General features: G+C 41.3%; 20 protein-coding genes. 16 read left to right on the forward strand and 4 right to left on the reverse strand.

The features are described from left to right. Positions 1–133 precede the first annotated feature (133 nt). Genes GA693_RS12435 through GA693_RS12445 form a run of 3 tightly spaced genes read right to left on the reverse strand, consistent with a single transcriptional unit; the run spans position 134 to position 3,869 of the window. Positions 134–2,320 (reverse strand): polysaccharide biosynthesis tyrosine autokinase, encoded by a 2,187-nt coding sequence (locus tag GA693_RS12435; protein ID WP_160241779.1) that lies wholly within the window; start codon positions 2,318–2,320, stop codon positions 134–136. Positions 2,321–2,337: 17 nt separating this feature from the next. Beyond that, a complete protein-coding gene (locus GA693_RS12440; protein ID WP_004814137.1) occupies positions 2,338–2,766 on the reverse strand; it encodes a low molecular weight protein-tyrosine-phosphatase in 429 nt (142 codons plus the stop codon). After that, entirely contained in the window at positions 2,766–3,869 is a 1,104-nt protein-coding gene (locus GA693_RS12445) for a polysaccharide biosynthesis/export family protein (RefSeq protein WP_160241778.1), read from the reverse strand. Before GA693_RS12445 ends, GA693_RS12440 begins: the two co-directional genes overlap by 1 nt. 316 nt (positions 3,870–4,185) lie before the next feature. On the opposite strand from GA693_RS12445, the gene tviB reads away from it, so the two are divergent. From tviB to galE, 16 genes are all read left to right on the forward strand, one after another. Next, positions 4,186–5,463, forward strand: coding sequence for a Vi polysaccharide biosynthesis UDP-N-acetylglucosamine C-6 dehydrogenase TviB (tviB, locus tag GA693_RS12450; RefSeq protein WP_160241777.1), 1,278 nt, complete (start codon positions 4,186–4,188; stop codon positions 5,461–5,463). A 21-nt stretch (positions 5,464–5,484) separates the two neighbouring features. Then, the gene (locus GA693_RS12455; RefSeq protein WP_160241776.1) at positions 5,485–6,507 is read left to right on the forward strand and encodes an NAD-dependent epimerase/dehydratase family protein; all 1,023 of its coding nucleotides are present in this window, start codon (positions 5,485–5,487) and stop codon (positions 6,505–6,507) included. Positions 6,508–6,511: 4 nt separating this feature from the next. After that, positions 6,512–7,735, forward strand: coding sequence for an oligosaccharide flippase family protein (locus GA693_RS12460; protein ID WP_160241775.1), 1,224 nt, complete (start codon positions 6,512–6,514; stop codon positions 7,733–7,735). Further along, positions 7,728–8,810, forward strand: coding sequence for a glycosyltransferase (locus tag GA693_RS12465; RefSeq protein ID WP_160241774.1), 1,083 nt, complete (start codon positions 7,728–7,730; stop codon positions 8,808–8,810). Before GA693_RS12460 ends, GA693_RS12465 begins: the two co-directional genes overlap by 8 nt. Positions 8,811–8,813: 3 nt before the next feature. Further along, positions 8,814–10,238 (forward strand): hypothetical protein, encoded by a 1,425-nt coding sequence (locus tag GA693_RS12470; protein WP_160241773.1) that lies wholly within the window; start codon positions 8,814–8,816, stop codon positions 10,236–10,238. Then, a complete protein-coding gene (locus GA693_RS12475; protein ID WP_160241772.1) occupies positions 10,228–10,788 on the forward strand; it encodes an acyltransferase in 561 nt (186 codons plus the stop codon). Before GA693_RS12470 ends, GA693_RS12475 begins: the two co-directional genes overlap by 11 nt. Then, positions 10,785–11,972, forward strand: coding sequence for a glycosyltransferase (locus GA693_RS12480; RefSeq protein ID WP_160241771.1), 1,188 nt, complete (start codon positions 10,785–10,787; stop codon positions 11,970–11,972). The genes GA693_RS12475 and GA693_RS12480 overlap by 4 nt, the downstream gene beginning before the upstream one ends. Continuing rightward, entirely contained in the window at positions 11,969–13,114 is a 1,146-nt protein-coding gene (locus GA693_RS12485) for a glycosyltransferase family 4 protein (protein WP_160241770.1), read from the forward strand. The genes GA693_RS12480 and GA693_RS12485 overlap by 4 nt, the downstream gene beginning before the upstream one ends. Continuing rightward, the gene (locus GA693_RS12490) at positions 13,115–13,723 is read left to right on the forward strand and encodes a sugar transferase (RefSeq protein ID WP_160241769.1); all 609 of its coding nucleotides are present in this window, start codon (positions 13,115–13,117) and stop codon (positions 13,721–13,723) included. Next, entirely contained in the window at positions 13,720–14,370 is a 651-nt protein-coding gene (locus tag GA693_RS12495) for an acetyltransferase (protein ID WP_104499742.1), read from the forward strand. The genes GA693_RS12490 and GA693_RS12495 overlap by 4 nt, the downstream gene beginning before the upstream one ends. 31 nt (positions 14,371–14,401) lie before the next feature. Next, positions 14,402–15,571, forward strand: coding sequence for a DegT/DnrJ/EryC1/StrS family aminotransferase (locus tag GA693_RS12500; protein ID WP_160241768.1), 1,170 nt, complete (start codon positions 14,402–14,404; stop codon positions 15,569–15,571). Positions 15,572–15,711: 140 nt separating this feature from the next. Continuing rightward, on the forward strand, positions 15,712–17,586 hold the full coding sequence (locus GA693_RS12505; protein WP_160241767.1) for a nucleoside-diphosphate sugar epimerase/dehydratase: 1,875 nt from the start codon (positions 15,712–15,714) through the stop codon (positions 17,584–17,586). A 24-nt stretch (positions 17,587–17,610) separates the two neighbouring features. Next, positions 17,611–18,486, forward strand: coding sequence for a UTP--glucose-1-phosphate uridylyltransferase GalU (gene galU, locus GA693_RS12510; protein WP_160241766.1), 876 nt, complete (start codon positions 17,611–17,613; stop codon positions 18,484–18,486). Positions 18,487–18,504: 18 nt separating this feature from the next. Continuing rightward, positions 18,505–19,761: a nucleotide sugar dehydrogenase gene (locus GA693_RS12515; protein ID WP_160241765.1), complete on the forward strand. Its 1,257-nt coding sequence runs from the start codon at positions 18,505–18,507 to the stop codon at positions 19,759–19,761. After that, entirely contained in the window at positions 19,761–21,425 is a 1,665-nt protein-coding gene (gene pgi, locus GA693_RS12520; protein WP_160241764.1) for a glucose-6-phosphate isomerase, read from the forward strand. Before GA693_RS12515 ends, pgi begins: the two co-directional genes overlap by 1 nt. Next, the gene (gene galE / locus GA693_RS12525; RefSeq protein ID WP_104484445.1) at positions 21,418–22,434 is read left to right on the forward strand and encodes a UDP-glucose 4-epimerase GalE; all 1,017 of its coding nucleotides are present in this window, start codon (positions 21,418–21,420) and stop codon (positions 22,432–22,434) included. The genes pgi and galE overlap by 8 nt, the downstream gene beginning before the upstream one ends. A 57-nt stretch (positions 22,435–22,491) precedes the next feature. Here galE and GA693_RS12530 read toward each other — a convergent pair whose 3' ends face one another. After that, positions 22,492–23,862, reverse strand: coding sequence for a phosphohexomutase domain-containing protein (locus tag GA693_RS12530; RefSeq protein ID WP_160241763.1), 1,371 nt, complete (start codon positions 23,860–23,862; stop codon positions 22,492–22,494). Positions 23,863–24,037 lie beyond the last annotated feature (175 nt).

Consider the following 24,037-nt stretch of genomic DNA (forward strand, 5'->3'; position numbering starts at 1 on the left):
GGAGTTTTTTGCTCTCCACACCATAGGCGGACGAGTTTATTTTTTCAATGCAAACTGTTGAGTAGAGTTGTAATCCGGGAAGATTAAAAATCCCGCCGTAGCGAGATTTTTAAAGCAATCGGTCACTGCAAAATTAGTCATTATCCTTATTGGCTTTATAGGCATAGGAATAGTTATAGCCATAACCATAGCCTGCACTCGAGCGCTGAATATCATTCAGGATAATACCATTGACTTTGACACCCGCCTGTTCAAAACGGTTGATGGTCAATTCAAGTTCTTTCATTTGTGTCTTGGCATAGCGTGCAATCACCAGATTTACCCCGGCATGCTGAGAAATAATAATCCCGTCTGTGACCGCCAGAATTGGTGGAGTATCAATCAGAATATGATCATATTGTTCTGACAGTTGATTCAGCATCGTCGCAAATTGTGTGGTGCTGAGCAGTTCAGACGGGTTGGCCGGACTCTTGCCACGGGCAATTACATCTAGACCGGACACCTCTGTAGCTTTAATGACCTGGCTTAATTCGGTTTGACCATTTAAGTAGTCTGCCAGACCAAGTTGGGCTTGCTGATTAAAGTATTTATGCAAATAACCGCGGCGCAAGTCCGCATCAATAATCAGTACCCGTTTCTGGCTTTGCGCCAGAATGGTGGCCAGGTTGGTTGAAATAAAGGATTTACCGACTTCCGGTGCAGGACCAGAAACCATAATAATATTGTTCTTGGCGCTGCTTAAGGCAAAATGAATGGCAGTACGCATACTGCGTAGGCTTTCAATGGCAATATCATCACTATTTTTAACCGCAAGAATAGGAATATTCTTTTTCTTCTTCAGCAGTTTAATCCGGCTTTCCTGTACAGGCGAACGCGGCACAGTGGCATACACCGGCAAGTCCAGTTCATTTTCAATTTGGGTAGAATCTTTAACACCACTACGCAGCATATTACGTAATAAGGCCAGCAGTGTGCCGAGGAAACCACCGAGGAAAATCGATAAAATGAGAATCTGTAATTTCTTTGGCTTAATCGGTTCAATCGGTTCCACCGCGGTATCGACAATACGCACATTACCAATTTCACCGGCTTTGGCAATACGCAACTGCTGATAAGAATTAAGCAGGCCGGTATACAGCTGCTGTTTGACTTCTACTTCGCGGAACAGTTGCAGGTACTGGCGTTGCAATTCTGGTAAACGTCTTAATGTTCCATCTAGCTCATTAATCTTTTTATTAATGGCCGTTAATTGCGCATTCATTTGCTGCATGATTGGGTGTTCAGCCGTATATTTGGCCGATGCCTCAGCCACTTTTTGTTCCAGCTCGGCTTTTTGGGTTTCCAGGGTCACGCTTTGGGTCAGATACAGCTCTGATTCCTTGGTGACATCGACCGTATTGTACTGCTGGCGGAAACGGTTAAATTCACGTTCAGCGACATCGAGTTGCTGTTTGAGTTCAGGTAGCTGATCTTCCAGGAATTTTAAGGTTTGTGCGGTTTCAGCCGAGCGACGTTCAATATTCTGTTGACTATAGGCCGCTAAAATGGCATTGAGCACCTGGGTAATATGCTGCTTGTCAGTACCCTGGTAGTTGAGGCCCAGCACACCGGTCATTTTGCCTTTTTCGGCCACCGAATAGTCAGCGAGCAAGCTACGAACTGCGGCAGGCAGGCTTTGCTTTTGGATCAGATAAGTACTATCAAAGCTGTCCTGACTATAAATACCGACTTTCCATAGGCCATATTCAGACTGTAACTGGCTGGTCTGGTTCAGGGGTGCAGAAAAGACCACCTGTTCTGTGGCTGAATCCGTTAAACTAAATTTACCTTGCGAGAAACGAAGCAGCAGATTTTTATCGCGGTAGTAATCTGGAATCTCAAAGCTGCGTACATCAAAGCTTTTCTGGTTGTCTTTAAACAGGACTGATTTGCCCGAATATTCACTGTCATACTCGTGCTTATTCAGTAAGCGGCTCCAGAAACTGTCTTCTGTGCCATGAATCCGAATATTTAAATTTAGGCGATCAATGACGGTACCGAGTACCAGACGCGATTTCAGAATCTCAATTTCGGCCTGAGCCGGTGATTTCTGCTCAATCATATCGGACAAATCGCCCAATAAGGCGGCAGATGCTCCTTTATTTTCTTCGACCTGAACCAGTGCATCGACCTGATAGGTGTCTGGTGTGGTTCTTAAATAAAGTAAGGCACAGACCAAACTTAAAATGACACAGAGAGCAATCAGTTTCCACTGGGCAATTAAGGAGAAAAACAATTCCTTCAGGTCAATGGTATCTTCTGTATTGGTATTTTGGCTCATAGTCTTTTGTTCGAAAGTTAAATATATTTTTTCCAGTCTGCAATGCAGGCCTGAATCAGCTGGCAGGTTTCATCAAATACTGCCTGATCATGCTGATAAGGATCGGCCACATTTTTACTTTGCCAGTGGCCGAGTCTAAAGGTTTTACCTTTGGCAAAGGGCCAGGTCTGTTCCACATGTTTTTGCTGGTTCTGACTCATCACTAAAATCAGGTCGGCTTTCTTGACCAGCTCGGCATTCAGCTTTCGGGCCACATGCGGGCTCATATCAATCCCTAAACGCTGCATGCACAGGCTGGCTTTGTCATCGGCTGCATGACCAACCAGCCCGGAAATACCGGCAGACTCAATTTGTAAATGCGGAAATTCCTGTTTTAAAAAGTATTCCGCCATTGGGCTACGGCAAATATTGCCAATACAGACCACCAGAATATTGTTAATTTTCATTAGTTCCCCAAACGGTCTAAATTATATAAAGCATTTGAGAATGGAATAATCTGATTCACGACACGTTGCCAGCGCGCAAGGCCAGATGCATCGACATAAACAATATCATTACTGCGCATTTTAAACTGATTGGCCAGACCAAAGTCGGCAATACTGGTTAAGTCCAGATGATAGACTTCGGTTTGCGCACCACTTGGCTGACTGCGTACCACATAAACTTTGCTGCGGCTGGCCGACAATGGATTTAATCCCAGACTTTCACCGAGCACATCGCTCAGGCTCATGCCCTGATCACGCATGGGTAAGGACTGGTTTTTGCCCGATTCCCCCATGACATAGATTTTCTGGTTTTCGCGGCTGTTTACATACAGGGTGTCATTCGGTTGAATCAGCAGGTTATGTAAAGAGAAACCGGCTTGTTCCAGCTCAATACTGTTTAAATGATAGGTCTGCCCCTGACGTACCAAGGTAATCGAGGCATTATTGCCTTGCTGGGCATTGACACCACCCGCCAGACCTAAAGCGGTATAGACACTGGTCGGCTGGTCACTTAAATAGAACTGCCCACCGTTCATTACATTTCCCTGTACCGAGTAACGTTGTCCCTGATAAGACAGAACCCGTGCTACTACATCAGGTGTTTTTAAATAACGCGATAACTGACTGCGCAGCTCACGGTTTACCTGACTTAAAGATTTACCGGCAGCTTTATAGCGACCAATAATCGGGAATTGAATATAACCACTTTGGTCAATTTGATAACCATTGGCCTGAATGGCCTGTTCATTATTAATAGTATTGGTAGGTGGGGTAATTTCTGGGTAAGCCCATAAATAGATCGACAGGATATCGCCTGGACTAAGGTTATAGTTACGGTGTGACTGGGTAAACAGGTGAGCATAATCTTGCTGAATATTTTGTACGGCCGGTTGCAAACCGAGTACAGTATCTTGAGTGAGCCGGACCACATTCACCGAAGTCCCCAAGTCTGTTTGATAGACACCTTCTGCCGGTAAGTCATAGGTCTGTAAGCCGGAGGTGACCGCACACCCGCTTGCTGTCACCAGAAAAGACAGTAGAATTATAGATTTAAATTGTCTCACACGTATTCCCGTTCTCGATTTTTCTAAAATCATAAAAAATAAAAAATAGTTTACCGAAGTTATTTTAAGGGTATATAACAAATTGTAAGTAGATTGCGAAAGTATACGCAAGCACAGGCATAAAAATGAGGCAAAAAGTATCTAAATTGTGAGACACCGCAAAATTATAGAAAGATGATTTGCAAAAAACTGACATAAAAGGAAGCATTTTAGATTTTTTGGCTAAAAATCATAACAGAACATTCATGATTTTCTGCTAATATTCCTGCCGAAAGATTTGCTCTTCATAAGTATAGTATATAAATAAGGCGTTAAAATGCTAAAGCTCTCTGACCTGAAAATTGCCGTAATTGGTTTAGGCTATGTTGGTTTGCCACTTGCCGTGGAATTTGGAAAAAAGGTTCCAGTAATTGGATTTGATATTCACAAAAAACGGATTGAAGAATTACAAAATGGCCAAGACCACACTCTAGAAGTATCACCAGAAGAACTTCGACAGGCGACTCAGCTTTCCTATTCAGCCAATTTAGATGATTTAAAAAGTTGCAACTTTTTTATTGTGACGGTTCCTACGCCAATTGATGACTATAAACAACCCGATTTAACCCCGCTTATTAAGGCTTCGACCAGTATTGGGCAGGTGTTAAAAAAAGGCGATGTAGTGGTGTATGAGTCTACTGTATACCCAGGCGCAACTGAAGAAGACTGTATTCCGGTATTAGAAAAGGTTTCGGGTTTAAAATTTAATCAGGACTTCTTCGCTGGTTATAGTCCGGAACGGATTAATCCGGGGGACAAGTTGCACCGTGTCACCAATATTTTAAAAATTACTTCCGGATCTACTCCAGAAGCGGCAGACTTTGTTGATCAGGTCTATAACCTGATTATTGAAGCGGGTACCCATAAAGCAACCAGTATTAAAGTCGCTGAAGCAGCAAAAGTCATTGAAAATACCCAACGTGATGTCAACATCGCACTCATTAATGAGCTGGCTGTGATCTTTAATAAAATGGGAATTGATACCGAAGCAGTGCTGAAAGCCGCGGGTACAAAGTGGAACTTTTTACCATTCCGCCCAGGTTTGGTTGGTGGCCACTGTATTGGTGTAGACCCGTATTATTTAACCCATAAAGCGCAGTCTATTGGTTATCATCCTGAAATTATCTTGGCGGGTCGCCGTCTCAATGATGGTATGGGAGCCTATGTAGTCACCCAGCTGGTAAAAGCAATGATCAAGAAAAAGATTCAGGTGGAAGGCGCTAAAGTTTTAGTGTTGGGCTTGAGTTTTAAAGAAAATTGCCCAGATATTCGCAATACCAAGATTATTGATATTGTGAATGAGCTACAAGAATATAATATTCAGGCAGATGTTTATGACCCTTGGGTCGATACACAAGAAGCACAACATGAATACGGTATTACCCCAATTGCAAGCCTAGAGCAAGGCCAATACGATGCCGTCATTTTAGCAGTTGCGCATGAGCAGTTTAAAGCAATGGGAGCTACAGATATTCGAGCTTTAGCTAAACCAGAACATATTTTATATGACTTAAAATATGTATTAGAACAATCTGAATCTGACATCCGTTTATAATATTTAGGGACCTGTATAAGAATGAGCCAATATCAGACCGTATGTGAGCAATTAAAACAAAATCCTAAAACCTGGTTAGTAACAGGTGTGGCAGGCTTTATTGGCTCAAATTTACTGGAAACCCTGTTAAAGCTGAACCAAAATGTGGTGGGTCTGGACAATTTTGCCACAGGTCATCAGCATAATCTGGATGAAGTGCAAAGTCTGGTGACCCCCGAACAATGGACAAACTTCAAATTTTATGAAGGTGATATTCGTAATTTTGAGGATTGTCAAAAAGCATGTGCAGGTGTGGACTATGTGTTGCATCAGGCAGCACTAGGTTCAGTACCACGTTCAATTGCTGACCCGATTACCACCAATGCAGCCAATATTAGCGGTTTTTTAAATATGCTCACCGCTGCGCGTGATGCGAAAGTTGCAAGTTTTACTTATGCCGCCAGCAGTTCAACTTATGGCGACCATCCGGCACTGCCTAAAGTTGAAGAAAATATCGGTAAGCCACTCTCACCATATGCAGTCACCAAATATGTTAATGAGCTATATGCTGAAGTCTTTGCACGCACTTATGGCTTTAAAACAATTGGTTTGCGCTACTTTAATGTCTTTGGTAAGCGTCAAGATCCGAACGGTGCCTATGCTGCGGTGATTCCAAAATGGACAGCAGCCATGATTGTGGGTGATGATGTTTTTATTAATGGCGATGGTGAAACCAGTCGTGATTTCTGTTTTATTGAAAACACGGTCCAAGCCAATATTCTGGCAGCAACTGCATCCGATGAAGCTAAAAACCAAGTCTATAACGTGGCTGTAGGTGACCGTACTACGTTAAATGATTTATTTAATGCCATTAAAGCGTCATTAATTGCAAATGGTGTGACTTATGCAAAACAACCTGTATATCGTGACTTTAGAGCAGGGGATGTTCGACATTCACAGGCCAGTGTGGAAAAAATTGAAAGATTATTAGGTTATAATGCCAAATACCATATAGATGATGGTATTGATTTTGCTATGTCATGGTATGTTAAAAGTTTAACTTAATATTATGTGGAGCCTGTTAAATAAAGCAAAATGGTTGTTGAGTGGCAATATTTTATTTGCCTTTTCTCAATGGCTGATGCTAATCATGTTTAGTCATTTTAGTAATCCTATACAGTTAGGATACTATTCATATGCTTTAGCAATAACAGCTCCAATTTTTATGTTATCAAATCTGCAATTGCGGCCTTTAGTTGTTGCAGATTTGAATTTAGAAAGAAAATTTAGTTATTCAGAATATTTTTCATTAAGATTGTTGACTATATTGTTTGCAGTAATTGTAAGTTTATTTTTTATTGACTGGGAAAATAATCTTGCGCTGAGTATTGTACTTGTTGTTGTATTGATAAAAGCAAGTGAATCTGTATCAGATATTATATATGCTTATTATAATGCCAATAAAAAAACAAAATTTATCAGTAGATCCCTAACCTTTAAGTCAGTTTTGGTAATTATACTTTCTTTCTGTGTTCTCTATATAACCCACAATATAGTGTATTCGCTTGCTGCGACGCTTATAGGTTACCTTTTTGTCTTAGGCTTATTGGATATTAGGCAAAATATAAACCATTTAAGAGAAATTAATTTTTTTGATAAAAAATTAACAAAAATTGTGCAAATTGGATTGCCATTAGGCATTGCTGTGATGTTAGTGTCATTGCAAACTAATATTCCAAGATATTTTTTGGAGCATTATTCAAATGTGGAGTTGGTAGGCGTTTACACAATTTTGTATTATTTCATTGTAATAGGTGGAATAGTAATGAATTCAGTATGTCAGTATTTGAGTCCATCATTTTCAGAATTCTATAGAGATTTAAAAATAGATGATCTAAAGAAAATAATAAAAAATGCATTTTTTATAGCATTATCTCTTGGTGTAGTTGGTTTAGTTATATCTCTGTTCTTAAATGATTTTATTATAAAAATTATATATGGGAATGATTATCTGGCATATGCTTATTTATTGCCCTATATTATGATTGCGGGAATATTTACGTACCTTTCAGTAGTAAATGGCTATTTGCTTACAAGTCTGAGATTGTTAAAAATACAAATGCCTATTTTTTTAATTTTAGTATGTTTGACAGTTATATATAGCTATTTATTTATTCCAATACATGGATTGATAGGGGCGGTTTATACCACAATATTGTCAGCAGTTTCTCAATTTTTAATCAGTTCATTTATTATTTATAGAAAAATTCAGGAATTAACTCAAGATGTCTAAGAAAGTTGTACATGTTTTAGGTGCAATGAATGCTGGCGGTGTAGAGGCATGGTTGATGACTTTGCTACGTAATACTGACAAAGGGTTGATTAATCATGAGTTTATTGTTCATCATAAAGAAAAGGCATTTTATGATGATGAAATTTATAGTTTAGGCAGCCAGATTCATTATTGTCAGTATTCTGCAAATCCATTTATATATGGAATAAATTTGTATCGAACTTTTAAGAAAATAAAGCCAGATGTCGTGCATAGTCATGTGCATGCTTTTAGTGGTTTAGTATTACTCATGGCATATTTAAGTAGTATAAATAATAGAATTAGTCATTGTCATAGCGATACTAGATTTAAAGAAAAAAATATTTCTTTTATTCGTAAGTTATATTTTTCATTAATGAAATTTTTAATATCAGTTTTTGCTACGACTAGAATAGCTGTTAGTAGCTTAGCAGCAGAAAATTTATACGGAATGAACTGGAAGACTAAGAAAAACTGTATGGTCATTCCTTGTGGAATAGATATCAGCAAATATGATCCCAAATATAAAAATATTGATATGCGCAAGGATTTTGGTTTACCTGAAGATGCTTTTGTAGTTGGTCATGTTGGACGGTTTGAAGAGCCGAAAAACCATAGGTTTTTAATTGATGTTTTTTATGAACTTAGAAAAAATAATGATAAGGCATATCTGGTTTTGGTGGGAGATGGCACATTAAAAGCTGAAATTGAAAAAAAAGTAGCTGATCTGAAATTAACTCCATATGTAAAATTCGCAGGCTTACGTAAAGATGTACCTGTTATTATGCTCAGTGTATTTGATGTTTTTGCTTTTCCATCTTTATGGGAGGGTCTTGGTTTAGTTGCAGTGGAAGCCCAGTTAGCTGGATTAAATTGTATAGTATCAAATAGTGTTCCAAAAGAAATTGATATTGGGGGTGTTGTTTTTGCTAGCGTTGATAATATATCCAATTGGATTAATTTATTTTTTAGCAATGAAAAAACACCTGAGATAGTTGGTACAAGATTTGATATGAAAAAAAATATTAATCTTTTGCAATCTATTTATTTGAGATAAAATATGAAAAAAAGTTATTTAATATTTATAATTTTTATAAATATTTTATTTATGATAATATTCAGAGAAGATTATGTATTTTATATTCTACCTATAACTATTAGTTTATTTTTATTATTAAAATTAATTGATGATAGTATGAAGAGTGGAGGAACAATTTTCCATCCACTGCCGATGGCGTGCTTTATTTTGGCAATAAGTGTTGTAATGGCTCCAGCTATATCATCAGGATTACAGGTATATTTACTTTCGGCTCCAAGAAGCATTAATTGGGATAAATGGCTTGGTATATTATCATGGTTATATTTGCTAGGTATTATTCTTTTTTATTTATCATGTAGATTGTTTTTAAATAATAAATCTTTTCAATATTCACTTGATATTGAATTACATAAAAAAAATTTTATTCTTGTTAGTTTTTTATTTTTATTTCTTTCTCTAATTAGTCAAATTTTAGTTTTTCAGAAATTTGGTGGTGTTATTTCGTATATGACGAAATGGACTGAAGATCGCTCTGATTTTGATGGTCTGGGTATATGGTATATGTTTGCAGAACCTTTTCCCATGATATTTTTAATATTTTTAATATTATTAATAGGGAAGGATAAGCTAAAAAATAGCATAATTTATTTGAGTATAATTTTTCTAATTTTTTTTGTATTGAAAATGCTTTTTGGCGGTTTTCGTGGAAGTAGAAGTAATACTATTTGGGGGTTGTATTGGTTTGCTGGAATAGTTCATTTATATATCTATCGGTTGAAAAAAATACATTATATAGTGGGAATCTTATTTTTAACTATTTTTATGTCAACCTATGCATTATATAAAAGTTATGGTGTTGATGCTTTCTCTGGTGATTATAGCGTAACGGAAACCAATAGATATCAGAATAATCCTTTGTTGGATATATATTTGGGCGATTTTAGCCGAGCAACAATTAATGCTTACCAGATTAGCCAGATATCGGATTTGTCGAATTATGAGGAAAAATATGGTCAGACATATCTAAGTAGTGCATCTAAATTTTTCCCACCAATTAAATATTTTTATTCTGGGCATGATAAGAATTCTGCAGGATCAGAGATCGTAAATAATATAAAGATTAATCCTCAGGTAGAAGAATATCATAATAGTAGAGTATTTGGTATTTACGGAGAGGCAATTTTAAATTTTGGAATATTTTTTGGAATATTTTCATTTTTCTTTGTCGGTTTTTTTGTTTCTAAATTAGATAATTACTGTAGAAGTAGTGCTAATAAAAGTGTTTTTATATTTATAATTCCATTTTTATCTAATATGGCGATTACTTTAATATTGTCTGATTCTGATAATATTGTTTTCTTTGTATTTAAAAATGGATTATTAGTTTTTTTGTATTTATATTTTATTAGTATATTTTGTGTGAAAGGCTATAAGTATGTCAGGTAGAGATATTTTTAAAAAGTATTCTAAGTTATTGAATGCTTTTTATTTTTTTTATAATTTATTTCCAGATTTTTTGAGTTATATTTTATTAAATATTTTTAATTTTGGTAAAGTTGGTTTTTTACTTAGATATTTTGAATTAAAGAAAAGTTCAGAATTTGTAGGTGAAAATGTTTACATTGCTAAAAAATGTGTTTTTAAAAATTTAAAATATTTTAGTTGTGGAATAAATTTAAGCATTCATGAGTTTTGTTATATAGATGCTGCTGGTGGAATTGAAATAGGTGATAATGTTTCTATCGCACATAATTGTTCATTAGTTTCCTTTGAACATACTTGGGAAAATTTAGAAATCCCAATTAAATATAATCCAACTAAATTAAATTCTATTAAAATAGGTAATGATGTTTGGTTGGGGTGTGGTGTTAGAGTTTTAGCTGGTACAGTAATTGAGGATCGTGTGATTGTTGCAGCAGGTGCAGTAGTTAAAGGCACTCTTGAATCTGGTTATTTATATGGCGGAATCCCAGCTAAGAAGTTAAAAAAATTATGAGTTCATTAAAGTGTTTATATGTGCATGATCATACCTTTAAAAAAATGGGAAATGATTATTATAGTGAAGGCAAAATCACAGATGCTGTATTTTCGCGTTATATAAATGCGACAGATAGATTGAATGTTTATAGTCGTATGGAAGAAACTAAATTACCTAACTCCTTAACTAAAATAACAGCAAAAAATGTTAATTTTTGCCCTGTCGAAGGCCAGAGTTTTTCTCTGGTTTTTACTAAAAATATATCAAAAAACATTAAATTGGCTTTATCTGAAATTAGAGAGGCCGATTTTATTGTGGTACGCCTTCCTAGTTTTTTGGGAATATTTATTCTATTTTTAAATCTATTTTTTAAGAAAAAATATTTTGTGGAATTGGTTGGTGATGCAAAAGAAGCATTACTTACTTCGAAGGTGGAAATAAGTTTTTCGTTTAAAATATTTGTAAGTTTTTTTGCATTTCTTAACGCTTTTTTTGTTAAGAGGGCAGATGGCGTAATATATGTAACTGAATCCGCTTTACAGAATAAATACCCAACTACTGCTTTACAAAGTTATGCCTCAAATGTTGAGTTGAGGATTGAAGATAAACTTCTAAATTTACAAACTTATCAGAATGAAAAATCCTATTTTAAAATAGGTATGATCGGTTCTTTTAATAATAGTTATAAAGGAATTGATGATGCAATACGTGCAGTTTATATGCTAAGTAAAAAAGAGAATATTGTTCACTTACATATATTAGGATCTGGTAAATTAAAATCTGAATATCTTGCCATGGCTAAAGAAATGGGCTTGGTAGATAATATTATATTTGATGATGTACTTTCAGGTGGAGCGGAAGTTAATCAATGGTTAGACTCTTTAGACTTATATATACAACCGAGTAGAACAGAAGGTTTACCTCGAGCACTTATAGAAGCTATGGCTAGAGGTTTACCTGCAGTTGCTACCAATGTCGGTGGAATTCCAGAATTATTACCCTCTGAGTTTTTAATTCCACCAAATGCACCGCAAGAATTGGCTAACAAAATCGAGTTATTAATTTCTTCACAGCAATTACGTTATGAGCAAGGTAGAGCAAATTATAATAAAGCCAGAGAATATGACTCGGAAATTTTAAGACAACGCAGAACAAAATTTTGGAATCAGGCTAAAGCTATTGTGGAGAAGGACTTAAAATGAGCAAATTTCTAATTATCTCTAGCTTTCTCCCCTCAGTGCTTAACTTCCGAGGAAAACTACTCGAAGCGATCCATCAGCAAGGCTATGAAATCCATATTATTGCACCTGATTTGCCTTCGTTCCCTACGGAACATGAAAAACTCCTAGATTTAGGTTATTTCATACATGAAGTTTCCATGCAACGCACAGGTACCAACCCGGTTGCAGACTTAAAAACCTTAGGAAGCATGTATACACTCATAAAAAAAATCAAACCTGATTATGTTCTATCTTATACGATCAAGCCGGTTATTTATGGAACACTAGCCGCATGGCTGACAAAGGTACCGCATCGTTATGCCTTAATTACAGGTTTAGGCTATGCCTTTCAAAATGTCGAACACGGCAGCAAGCGTAGTTTCTTCCAAAAAATAGTACATGGTTTGTATCAACAAGCACTTTCGCATAGCCATAAAGTCTTTTTCCAGAATCCTGATGACTTAAAACTTTTTCAAAATTTAAAACTTTTGCAACCCAATTTGCCTACAGTGGTGGTGAATGGTTCAGGGGTGAATGTTACGGACTTTAATGTATTGCCTTTTCCTGTTAATACACAAAATAAGCCTAAGCTTTCATTCTTACTTATTGCACGGTTATTGGGTGACAAAGGAGTAAGAGAGTATGCAGAAGCAGCAAAGCTGATTAAACAACAGCATCCAGAAGTTGAATTCCATTTGGTGGGTTGGATTGATGAAAATCCTGCCGCGATTCAACAATCAGAGCTAGATACATGGATTGCCGATGCAAGACTTAAATACTGGGGTAAGCTTTCAGATGTACGACCAGCCATCGCACAAAGTTCGATCTATGTTTTACCTTCTTATAGAGAAGGAACACCACGTACAGTATTGGAAGCCATGGCAATGGGACGACCAATTATCACCACAGATGCTCCGGGTTGTCGTGAAACTGTAATTCAGGGCGAAAATGGCTTTTTAGTTGAAGTAAAATCTGTAACTAGTCTGGTTAATGCCATGCAAGAGTTTATAAATAATCCTGCACTTATTGAGCAAATGGGGCAACGATCCAGAGAAATTGCTTTAAATAAATATGATGTACATCAAGTAAACCGACATATGATGCAAGAAATGGGTTTAATATAAATGCTAAAACGCCTCCTCGATATTATTATTGCTTCTATTGCCCTTATTTTACTGTCACCGTTGTATTTTTATGTGGCACATAAAGTGAAAAAAAATCTGGGCTCGCCCGTTTTATTCCGCCAGGTACGCCCCGGTTTACATGGCAAACCGTTTGAAATGATCAAATTTCGCAGTATGAAAGACGCAGTAGATGCTCAAGGTAATCCATTGCCCGACAGTGAGCGCTTGACGCCATTCGGCAAAATGCTGCGTTCAACCAGTTTGGATGAAATGCCAGAGCTTTGGAATGTCATTAAGGGTGATATGAGTATTGTTGGGCCGCGTCCATTGCTTATGGAATATTTACCCCTTTATAACGAAGAACAAGCCAAGCGTCATCTGGTCCGTCCGGGTATGACTGGTCATGCCCAAGTAAATGGTCGCAATGCCATAAGCTGGGAAGAAAAATTTAAACTCGATACGTGGTATGTAGAAAATCAATCGGTTTGGTTAGATTTTAAAATTATGCTGAAAACGGTTAAAAAAGTGCTCGCCAAAGATGACATCAATGAAGCGGGTGAAGCCACAATGTCTAAATTTACAGGTTCAGAAAAGGATTCAAATTCATGATTTCTTATATTGGTGTATATGGTGCAAGTGGTTTTGGTAAAGAAGTCATGCCTTTGGCTAGACAACAATATCCCACATTAGAGAAACAACAATTTGTATTTATTGATGATAGTGGGGCAGGTACTAGTTTAAATGGATATCAGGTCTTAAGTTATGAAGATTTCTTAAAGTATCCTGACCAAAAAAAGGCAGTAACGATTGCAATAGCCAATAGCCAGGTTCGTGAAAAACTGGTGAAACGTTTAACTGAAGATCAAATTCAACATTTGAATATTCATGCAAGTAATACAGTTATTTTAGATGAAGTTCAGATTGGTGAAGGTAGTTTACTTTGCCCTTTCACTTGTCTGACATCCAATATTAAAATTGGAAAATTTTTTCATGCCAATATTTATAGTTATGTCGCCCATGATTGCGTGATTGGCGACTATGTCACTTTTGCACCTGGTGTAAAATGTAACGGTAATATTCATATTGAAGACCATGCCTATATCGGTACAGGTGCCGTAATCAAACAGGGTACACCAGACAAACCATTAGTGATTGGCAAAGGTGCTGTGGTTGGTATGGGCGCAGTAGTCACCAAAAGCGTCCCACCGGGCGTAACGGTGATTGGCAATCCGGCACGGATTTTAGAGAAAAAATAAGCTTTTCAATTTTAAAAATTCAGGAAACATCATGTTAAACACTGCATTTGAACCATGGCCAAGTTTTACTCAGGAAGAAGCGAATGCGGTTTCCCAGGTTCTATTGTCGAATAAAGTCAACTACTGGACCGGGCAGGAATGTCGCGAATTTGAAAAAGAGTTTGCCCGCTTTGCAGGGACTCAATATGCCGTGGCACTGGCCAATGGTACAGTTGCACTGGATGTGGCCTTAAAAGCCCTGAATATTGGTGCAGGTGATGACGTGATTGTCACCTCACGGACCTTTTTGGCATCTGCCAGCTCGATTGTGACTGCCGGGGCCAATCCGGTTTTTGCCGATGTAGAGCTTGACTCACAAAATATTTCTGCCCGTACCATAGAAGCAGTACTGACCCCAAACACCAAAGCGATTATTTGCGTGCATTTGGCGGGCTGGATGTGTGATATGGACCCGATTATGCAACTGGCACAGGACAAAGGCCTGTATGTCATTGAAGACTGTGCACAGGCACATGGTGCCATGTACAAAGGCAAGCCTGCCGGATCAATTGGCCATATTGGTGCCTGGTCATTCTGTCAGGACAAAATTATGACCACCGGTGGCGAAGGCGGTATGGTCACCACCAATGATGAACAGCTCTGGAAAAAAATGTGGTCGTATAAAGACCATGGTAAAAATTACGACAGCATTTATCACAAACAGCATCCACCCGGGTTTCGCTGGTTACACGACTCTTTTGGCACCAACTGGCGCATGATGGAAATGCAAGCCGTGATCGGTCGACTGCAGTTACAGCGGATGCCAGAATGGACGCAAAAACGGACTGAATATGCCCAACGTATTTTAAAGGTATTTCAGGACAGTCCGTATTTTAGTGTGCATTACCCGAACAATGATTATGTCCATGCCAACTATAAGTGCTATGTACAGGTCAATACGGCGCAGTTGCCAGAAGGCTGGTCACGTGACCGGATTATGGCCGAAATCAATGCACTGGGCGTACCTTGCTTTAGCGGTTCCTGTTCAGAAGTGTATTTAGAACATGCATTCGATGGTACGCCATGGCGACCCGCCCAGCGTCTAGCCAATGCCCAGCAGCTGGGTGAAAGCAGCCTGATGTTCCTGGTGCATCCAACCTTATCGGAAGATAATATTCGCACAACTGAACAGGCCATTGCTCAGGTGATTCAGCGTATATAATTTAATATGCGCTACAATAATGTCATATAAAAAATGCATCAACTGATGCATTTTACAAACTGAGTTTAATTTGCAGTTTAATCATTCCAATATTAATAATTGAACTGAGCTGTACTATTCCTATTGAGAAGACACATCAAGTGAAATCCGTCATCCTACCTCTCGTCGAATCCCCCCGTGCTGCCAAACTGGCTTTCCTGGTCATTTTGGATTTCTGTGTATTCCCAGTCCTAATCTGGCTGTGTTATGCCATTCGTCAGTTTGACCTTGGTGCAGAGGTGGTGCCGAATATTCCGTTTGGTTCACTGTGGGTCAGTGCAATTGCGGTTATCCTGCTGTTTGTGTTTGGGGTGTACCGCTTTATTGTACGTACCTACAATGAAGTGTTTATGGTCAAGTTGGGCCTGGCGACCTTTCTGGCGGTAGCGGGACTCTATGCCTTGGCCTATTTAACAGATGCTTTTATTCCAACCTCGATTCCACTGATGTTCGGCTTTATGATGTTCGCCTGGGTGTGGTTTAGCCGTGGGATCATCCGTTTTATTGTCCGTTCTTATGTGCAGGCGGGTATCCCAAAAAAACGCATCGCAATTTATGGGGCAGGCAATGCCGGTCAACAGGTGGCCGCGACCTTAAACCGTTCTAATGAACATTTACCGATTTTATTTATTGATGATAATCCATCTTTAAGTGGACAGAATATTGGCGGGATTGATGTCTATCTGCCGGAAACAGCACTTAAATGTTTTGGCAAATTGCGGATTGATGAAATTTTAATTGCCTTACCCTCTGTGGGGCGTAGCCGTAAAAGTGAAATCGTTAAATTTCTGGAACCTGCCCATTTAAAAATTACTGAAATTCCGGGTCTGACCAAACTGGTGGATGGTGAAATCCGCGTCTCCGATATTCAGGAAGTCGATATTATTGACTTGCTGGGCCGTGATCCGGTGCCGCCGGTGGCAGAGCTGCTAGAAAAAAATATTAAAGACAAAGTGGTGATGGTTACGGGTGCCGGTGGTTCAATTGGTTCCGAACTATGCCGCCAGATTATTAAAAACCAGCCGCAGAAACTGGTGATTTATGAGCTGACCGAATTTGCCCTATACAGCATTGATAAAGAACTGCGTCTGGCGTCCAATATCGAAATTATTCCGATTCTGGGTACGGTTCTGGATCAGGCTAAACTGGAACGGATTATTGAACAGTATGCGGTGCAGACCGTCTATCATGCGGCGGCGTATAAGCATGTACCGCTGGTAGAATGTAACCCGATTGCTGGCTTGAAAAATAATGCAATTGGTACCGCTTTTAGTTTAAATGCAGCCGTCAAAAATGGCGTTGAAACCTTTGTGCTGATTTCGACCGACAAAGCGGTACGTCCGACCAATGTCATGGGTGCATCGAAACGTATGGCCGAGCTGTACTGTCAGGCCATGGCGGAAGCGCAGGACCAGACCCAGATCAGTATTGTACGTTTTGGGAACGTGCTTGGTTCATCCGGTTCTGTGGTGCCATTATTTAAACAGCAGATTGCCAAAGGTGGCCCGATTACTGTGACCCATCCGGACGTGACCCGTTTCTTTATGACCATTCCAGAAGCTTCACAGCTGGTGATTCAAGCCGGTGCCTTGGGTCATGGTGGCGATGTGTTCCTGCTGGATATGGGCGAGCCGGTACGGATTCAGGACCTGGCCCGTCAGATGATTGCGCTCAGTGGCCTGAAAGTTCGTGAAGCTGATAGTCAGGACGGCGATATTGAAATCCAGTACTCCGGTTTACGTCCCGGTGAAAAACTTTACGAAGAATTACTGATTGATGCCGATAATACCGAAGTGACGCAACACAGCCGGATTTTACGTTCTTATGAAAAAATGTATCCTCTGGATGAGTTATTACAGGTTTTTGAACGCTTCAATGATTTAACCGCGGTGCAATCGGATATTGATTGGGCATTAAGCCAGCTGGAGCACTATGTTGATGGCTATCAGCGTGGTAAAGAAGTCAAAGTGAATTAAAATATCGAGATCAGGTTAAAGTATATGATTAAGAAGGCGATTTTACCTGTTGCAGGTTTGGGTACCCGTTTTTTACCGGCCAGTAAATCTATTCCCAAAGAAATGGTGACGGTGGTCGATCGTCCCGCGATTGAATATGTGGTGCGTGAAGCGGTTGCTGCCGGTATTGAACAGATTATTCTGGTCACGCATTCTTCCAAAGCGTCAATTGAAAACTACTTTGACCGTAACTTTGAGCTAGAAACCACATTAGAGCAGAAGCAAAAGTGGGATTTGCTAAAAGAAATTACCGAAATTTTACCGCCGCAGGTCAGCGTGGTTAGTGTGCGTCAGCCACAGCCACTGGGCCTGGGTCATGCGGTGCTGTGTGCCAAAGATATTGTCGGCGATGACGCTTTTGCCGTATTACTGCCAGATGTGCTGGTCAAAGATCAGGCAGAAAAAAATGATCTGGCCTTGATGATTGAACGTTTTAATGCCACACAGGCGGCGCAGATTATGGTCGAGGCTGTGCCGGAGCATCTGGTCGATCAGTATGGCATTGTGGATGTTGCCGCTGCTCCTGCAGAAGGCCAGAGTGCGGCCATGCAGGGGATTGTCGAGAAACCGGCGGTCGGTACTGCACCTTCTAATCTTTCCGTGATCGGGCGTTATGTATTACCGGCCAAAATTATGCAGCTATTGGCCACCACACCGAAAGGGGCCGGGAATGAAATCCAGCTGACCGATGCCATTGCCGCATTACAACAGCTGGAAACCGTCGAAGCCTACCGCATGAAAGGCCAGACCTTTGACTGTGGCAGCAAACTCGGCTATTTAAAGGCCGTCTTGCATTACGGAGTGGACCATCTAAGTTTAGGTGCAGAATTTAAACAGTTGATTCAAGAACTTAAAGACTAATACGGGGCAGAGGTCAGCATGAAGGTTGCAGTTTTTGGTCGAACGCTTTATGCCGGAGTGATGGCGGCGCTGTTGGCAGAATGTGGGCACAAGGTCTACTGGTGTGACATTTTCGAGCAAGATAGCCCGGAAGCGCCTGACTTTCAGGATGAGGCGGTCAATCGCCTGCTGCAGCAGCAACATGCCCAAGGCTTTCTGCATTACTGTAGCCTGAAAGAGCTGGGTCTGGAGATTGATGTCTATCTGTTTAGCCTGAACCCGGCTGAAGAGCCGCTGCTGATTGAATTGTTGCAGCAGCTCCAGCAGCGCCCGATCATTCATCCGAAACTGATGATCAATGCTTCAACCCTTGGCTTGCAGGGTACGGCACGTTTGAAACAGCTACTACCTGAAGATGACTGGGTGTATTTGCCGGATATGAGTCAGGAAGGCAATGCGCTGGCCAGTATTACCCAGGCGGAACAGCTGACTGTGGGCTGTATGAACCCGCAGGTGCAGAGCAAAGTGCAGGAATTTTTACGTCCTTTATTCCCGCGTAAGCAGCAATACCTGTTTATGCCGGTGCTGGATGCGGAATTTACCAAGCTGAGCATTTCCGGCATGCTGGCAACCCGAATCAGTTACATCAATGACTTGGCTGTGGTGGCCGAAAAACTCGGCATTGATATTGAGCATGTGCGCCAGGGCATGGCCGCTGATAGCCGGATTGGCGCGTCTTATATGTACCCGGGCGCCGGTTTTGGCGGAGAAAACTTCTCGCATGATGTTTTAACCCTGGCCAATACCGTGTCAACCACCGGGGTCAAAAGTCAGCTTTTGGCCCAGGTCTGGGAGATTAATGAGCAGCAAAAAGAACTGCTGTTTCGCAAACTGTGGAACTATTATCAGGGTGATTTAAAAGGCAAAACCATTGCCATCTGGGGTGCAGCCTTTAAGGAAAATACCTCACGCGTACACCATTCACCAATTCATGCCATGCTCAAGGCGTTATGGGCACAAGGGCTCACGGTTAAATTACACGATCCGCAGGCCTTGCCAGAAATTCAGGCATTGTATGGCGAACGCGATGACCTGATCATGTGTCAGGACCAGTATGAAGCTGTTAAAGGCAGCCATGCGCTGTGTCTGTTAACCGCCTGGAAACATTACTGGAGTCCGGACTATAAAACCCTGCTCAACAGTATGCAGCATCCACTGATTCTAGATGGACGTAATATCTATGATCCGCAATTTGTCAAAGCGCAAGGCTTTGCCTATATGGGAGTAGGACGCTAATGAGCAGTTCAGCAGCGGTACATACGCGTGATTCACTGTTATTACAGTTACAGACTTTAAAAAATCAGTTTGAACAGTGCCATTTAACCGATTTATTTGCACAGGATGCGCAGCGTTTCGAGCACTTCTCCGTACGTTTAAAATCGCTGGTTTTCGATTATAGCAAGCAGCGTATTGATGCCGAAGTACTGGCGCAGCTGATTCGCTTTGCTGAGGCACATGACTTATCGGGCTGGATCAACACCCTGTTTTCCACTGACCCGATTAACTATACCGAACAGCGTGCAGCCATGCATTGGGCGCTGCGTTTGCCGGAACAGGACAGTACTCATCCGGAACTGGCGCAGCAGGTGCAGACCCAGCTACAGCGAATGTATCAGCTGGTGGAAAAAATTCATGCCGGGCAGTGCCGCGGTGCCACCGGTGAAGTAATTCAGGATGTGGTCAATATTGGCGTCGGCGGTTCGGACTTGGGGCCTTTGATGGCGACTCAGGCGCTGTCCGATTTTAAACATTCAAGTGCCAAGCCGCTGAGCGTACATTTCGTTTCGACCATGGATGGCAGCCAGCTTTCGGATCTGCTGCACAAGCTGCGTCCGGAAACCACGCTGTTTATTATTTCCTCCAAGTCTTTTGGCACCATTGATACCTTGTCCAATGCACAAACCGTCCGTTTATGGCTGGAAAAAGCCTTGGGCAAACAGGCACGCGTATTACAGCATCATTTTGTTGGGGTCTCGACCAAGCCCGATAAAATGACCGCATGGGGCATTACGCCAGAAAACCAGTTCCTGCTGTGGGATTGGGTGGGTGGCCGTTATTCACTCTGGTCCTGTATCGGCTTGCCGATTGCGCTAATTATTGGTGTGGAAGGCTTTAAAGCCTTTCTGGCGGGTGCCTATGCGGTGGATCAGCATTTCCAGACCGCACCCTTTGCACAGAATATTCCGGTGTTGATGGGTCTGCTCGGCATCTGGAACAATAATTTCCTGGATATTCAGACCCATGCGGTTTTGCCCTATGATGGCCGCTTAAAATATTTTGCCTCTTATCTGCAGCAGCTGGAAATGGAATCGAATGGTAAATCGATTCAGCGCAGTGGTGACGCGGTTGAACTGGATACCTGCCCAATTGTCTGGGGTGAAGTGGGACCGAATGCCCAGCATGCGTTTTATCAGCTGCTGCATCAAGGGACACAGGCGGTCAGCTGTGATTTTATTGCGCCGGTGAAGCGCTACAATGCCAACCAGTTTACCTATGCCGAAAGTGCAGAGGCGCTGGTCGAGCAACATCATCTGGCGCTGTCTAACTGTCTGGCGCAATCGCGCTTACTGGCTTTTGGTAATCAGGCGCTGGATCAGGCCGAGCTGGCCAGTCTGCCACCGTATAAGCAATATGCCGGTAATCAGCCGAGTTCAACCTTCCTGATTCAGGAACTGAATCCGTATAGCTTGGGCATGCTGATTGCCTTGTATGAGCATAAGGTCTTTGTCCAGTCGGTGATCTGGAATATTAACCCCTTTGATCAGTGGGGCGTGGAAAAGGGCAAGGAAATTGCCAATCAGCTGTTGCCAATTTTAAATGGCCAGCAGCAGGATGTATCGGCACTGGACGCTTCGACACAGGGTTTATTACAAATTTTATTGGGAAAATCAGATGGCTAATATTCTGGTTACCGGTGGAGCCGGTTATATCGGTTCGCATACCTGTCTGGAGCTGCTCAATGCCGGGCACCAGGTGGTGGTGCTGGATAACCTGTCGAACAGTTCGGCAGAATCATTACAACGGGTACAAGCACTGACCCAGAAAAGTCTTCATTTTATTGAAGGGGATATTCGGGATGGTGCCGGTCTGGATCAACTGTTTCAGCAGCACAAGATTGATGCGGTGATTCATTTTGCCGGCCTTAAAGCAGTGGGGGAAAGTCAGCAAATTCCACTGGCTTATTTTGAGCATAATATTGCCGGGTCTATCAGCCTGGCGCAGGCAATGCAACGCGCAGGGGTGTTTAAACTGGTCTTTAGCTCGTCTGCGACAGTTTATGGGGAATATAATCCATCGCCTTATCAGGAAGATATGCCATTAAGTATGCCAAATAATAATTATGGCTATACCAAACTGGTGATCGAACAAATGTTGGAAAAACTGGCGATTGCTGATGAGCGCTGGTCGATTGCCTTATTACGTTATTTTAACCCGGTCGGCGCGCATAAAAGTGGTCAGATTGGCGAAGACCCGCAAGGGATTCCAAATAATCTGATGCCGTATGTGACCCAGGTGGCCGTGGGGCGTCGTGAAAAACTCTCTATTTTTGGCAATGACTATCCAACTCAGGATGGCACATGTGAACGAGATTTTATTCATGTCGTCGACCTGGCTCAGGCCCATGTTTTAGCCGTTGAGAATCGCCTGACTGAGTCTGGCTGCCGGGCCTGGAACATTGGGACCGGACAACCAATTTCAGTGCTGAAGATTAAAGAAACTTTTGAGGCTGTTAATGCTGTGCAAATTCCCTTTGAATTCGCAGCACGACGTGATGGAGATTTAGCCAGTTTCTATGCTGATTGCCAGCGTGCACAAACTGAGCTTGGTTGGCAGGCTAAATTGTCACTAGAAGATATGCTGGCCGATAGCTGGAACTGGCAAAAACAGAATCCAAATGGCTATCGTTAAGTAGGTTCAGACCCTCGCACAATAAAAAAATGGAGCATTTATGCTCCATTTTTTGTGTTAAGCCTGAATCAAACGGGTCAATTCATCGACATAGTCCTGCATTGGTTTGGGTTGCAGGTCACGGCGGCTTTCAATATTCAAACGCAATAACGGTTCGGTATTGGAAGCACGTACATTAAAACGCCAGGCACCGAAATCCAGACTTACGCCATCGGTCTGGTCAATGGCCGGGTTCTGATCGGCATAGTGCTCAAAAATCTTTTGAATGGTGGCTTGGGTATCTGCCACTTTAAAATTAATTTCACCTGAGCATGGGAACTTGGCAATCATCTCTTCTACTAGACTCGATAAGGATTGACCGGTTTCAGACAGCACCGCAATCGCCAGTAACCATGGAATCATGCCGCTATCACAATAGGCAAAGTCACGGAAATAGTGGTGGGCACTCATCTCCCCGCCATAAACCGCATTGTGCTCACGCATCACATCTTTAATAAAGGCATGCCCAGATTTGGACTGAATTGCTTCACCCTGATACTGTTCCACCACATCAAAAGTGTTCCAGACTAGACGCGGATCATGCACAATTTTTTCACCGGACTGCTTCAGCAAGAAGGCTTGGGCTAGCAGCCCCACAATGTAATAGCCTTCAATAAATTGGCCTTTTTCATCAAACAGGAAGCAGCGGTCAAAGTCGCCATCCCAGGCAATCCCCAGATCTGCGCCATGCGCCAGTACTGCCTCGCGGGTGCTGTCGCGGTTTTCTACCAGAATCGGGTTCGGAATCCCGTTCGGGAACGTACCATCGGCTTCATGGTGAATTTTGACAAACTCCACCGGAACATTCAGGGCCTTGAATTTGTCTTCAATCGCATCAATCACATGACCGGCAGCACCATTACCGGCATTCACCACCAGCTTCATTGGGCGAATCTTGGCTGGATCAATATAGGTCATCAGATGATCTACAAATTCTGGCAGAATATTGTAGGATTGCGTGGTTCCTTTGGCTGTAACTTCGGTAAATGTACCAGCTTCTGCTAAGGCCTGAATTTCTTTTAAGCCAGTATCGGCACTGATTGGACGCGCATTTTCGCGTACCAGTTTCATGCCGTTATAGTCCATCGGGTTGTGACTGGCAGTGACTTCAATCCCGCCTTGGACATCCAGATGGAAGGCGGCAAAATAGACTTCTTCGGTGCCGGTCATGCCCAGATCAAGCACATTTACACCTGCATCATTTAGACCTTTGATGGTGGCCTGTTTTAAATCTTCACTGCTTAAACGGATATCACAGCCAATCGCCACAGTTTTCGGCTGGTAAATCTGGCCATAGGCACGGCCAATTTTATAGGCAATCTCTTCATTCAGTTCGCTGCCCAGTTTGCCGCGAATATCGTAAGCTTTAAAGCAAGTTAGTTTTGTCATGTAATCCTGCAATATCCCTCAAAAAAGGAAAAGATATAAAGATATAAAGATGAGCATCTGGTAAGCACATCTTAGCTAAGCATTTTAACAGCCTGAATAAGTCTTTACTAAAAAATTACCGAAAGACATCCTTTATAGGGGGGAATACTTCAATGTTTACAGTATTTGTCACCAA

Origin of the sequence: Acinetobacter indicus (assembly GCF_009914475.1) — a bacterium.
Classification (GTDB): domain Bacteria; phylum Pseudomonadota; class Gammaproteobacteria; order Pseudomonadales; family Moraxellaceae; genus Acinetobacter; species Acinetobacter indicus.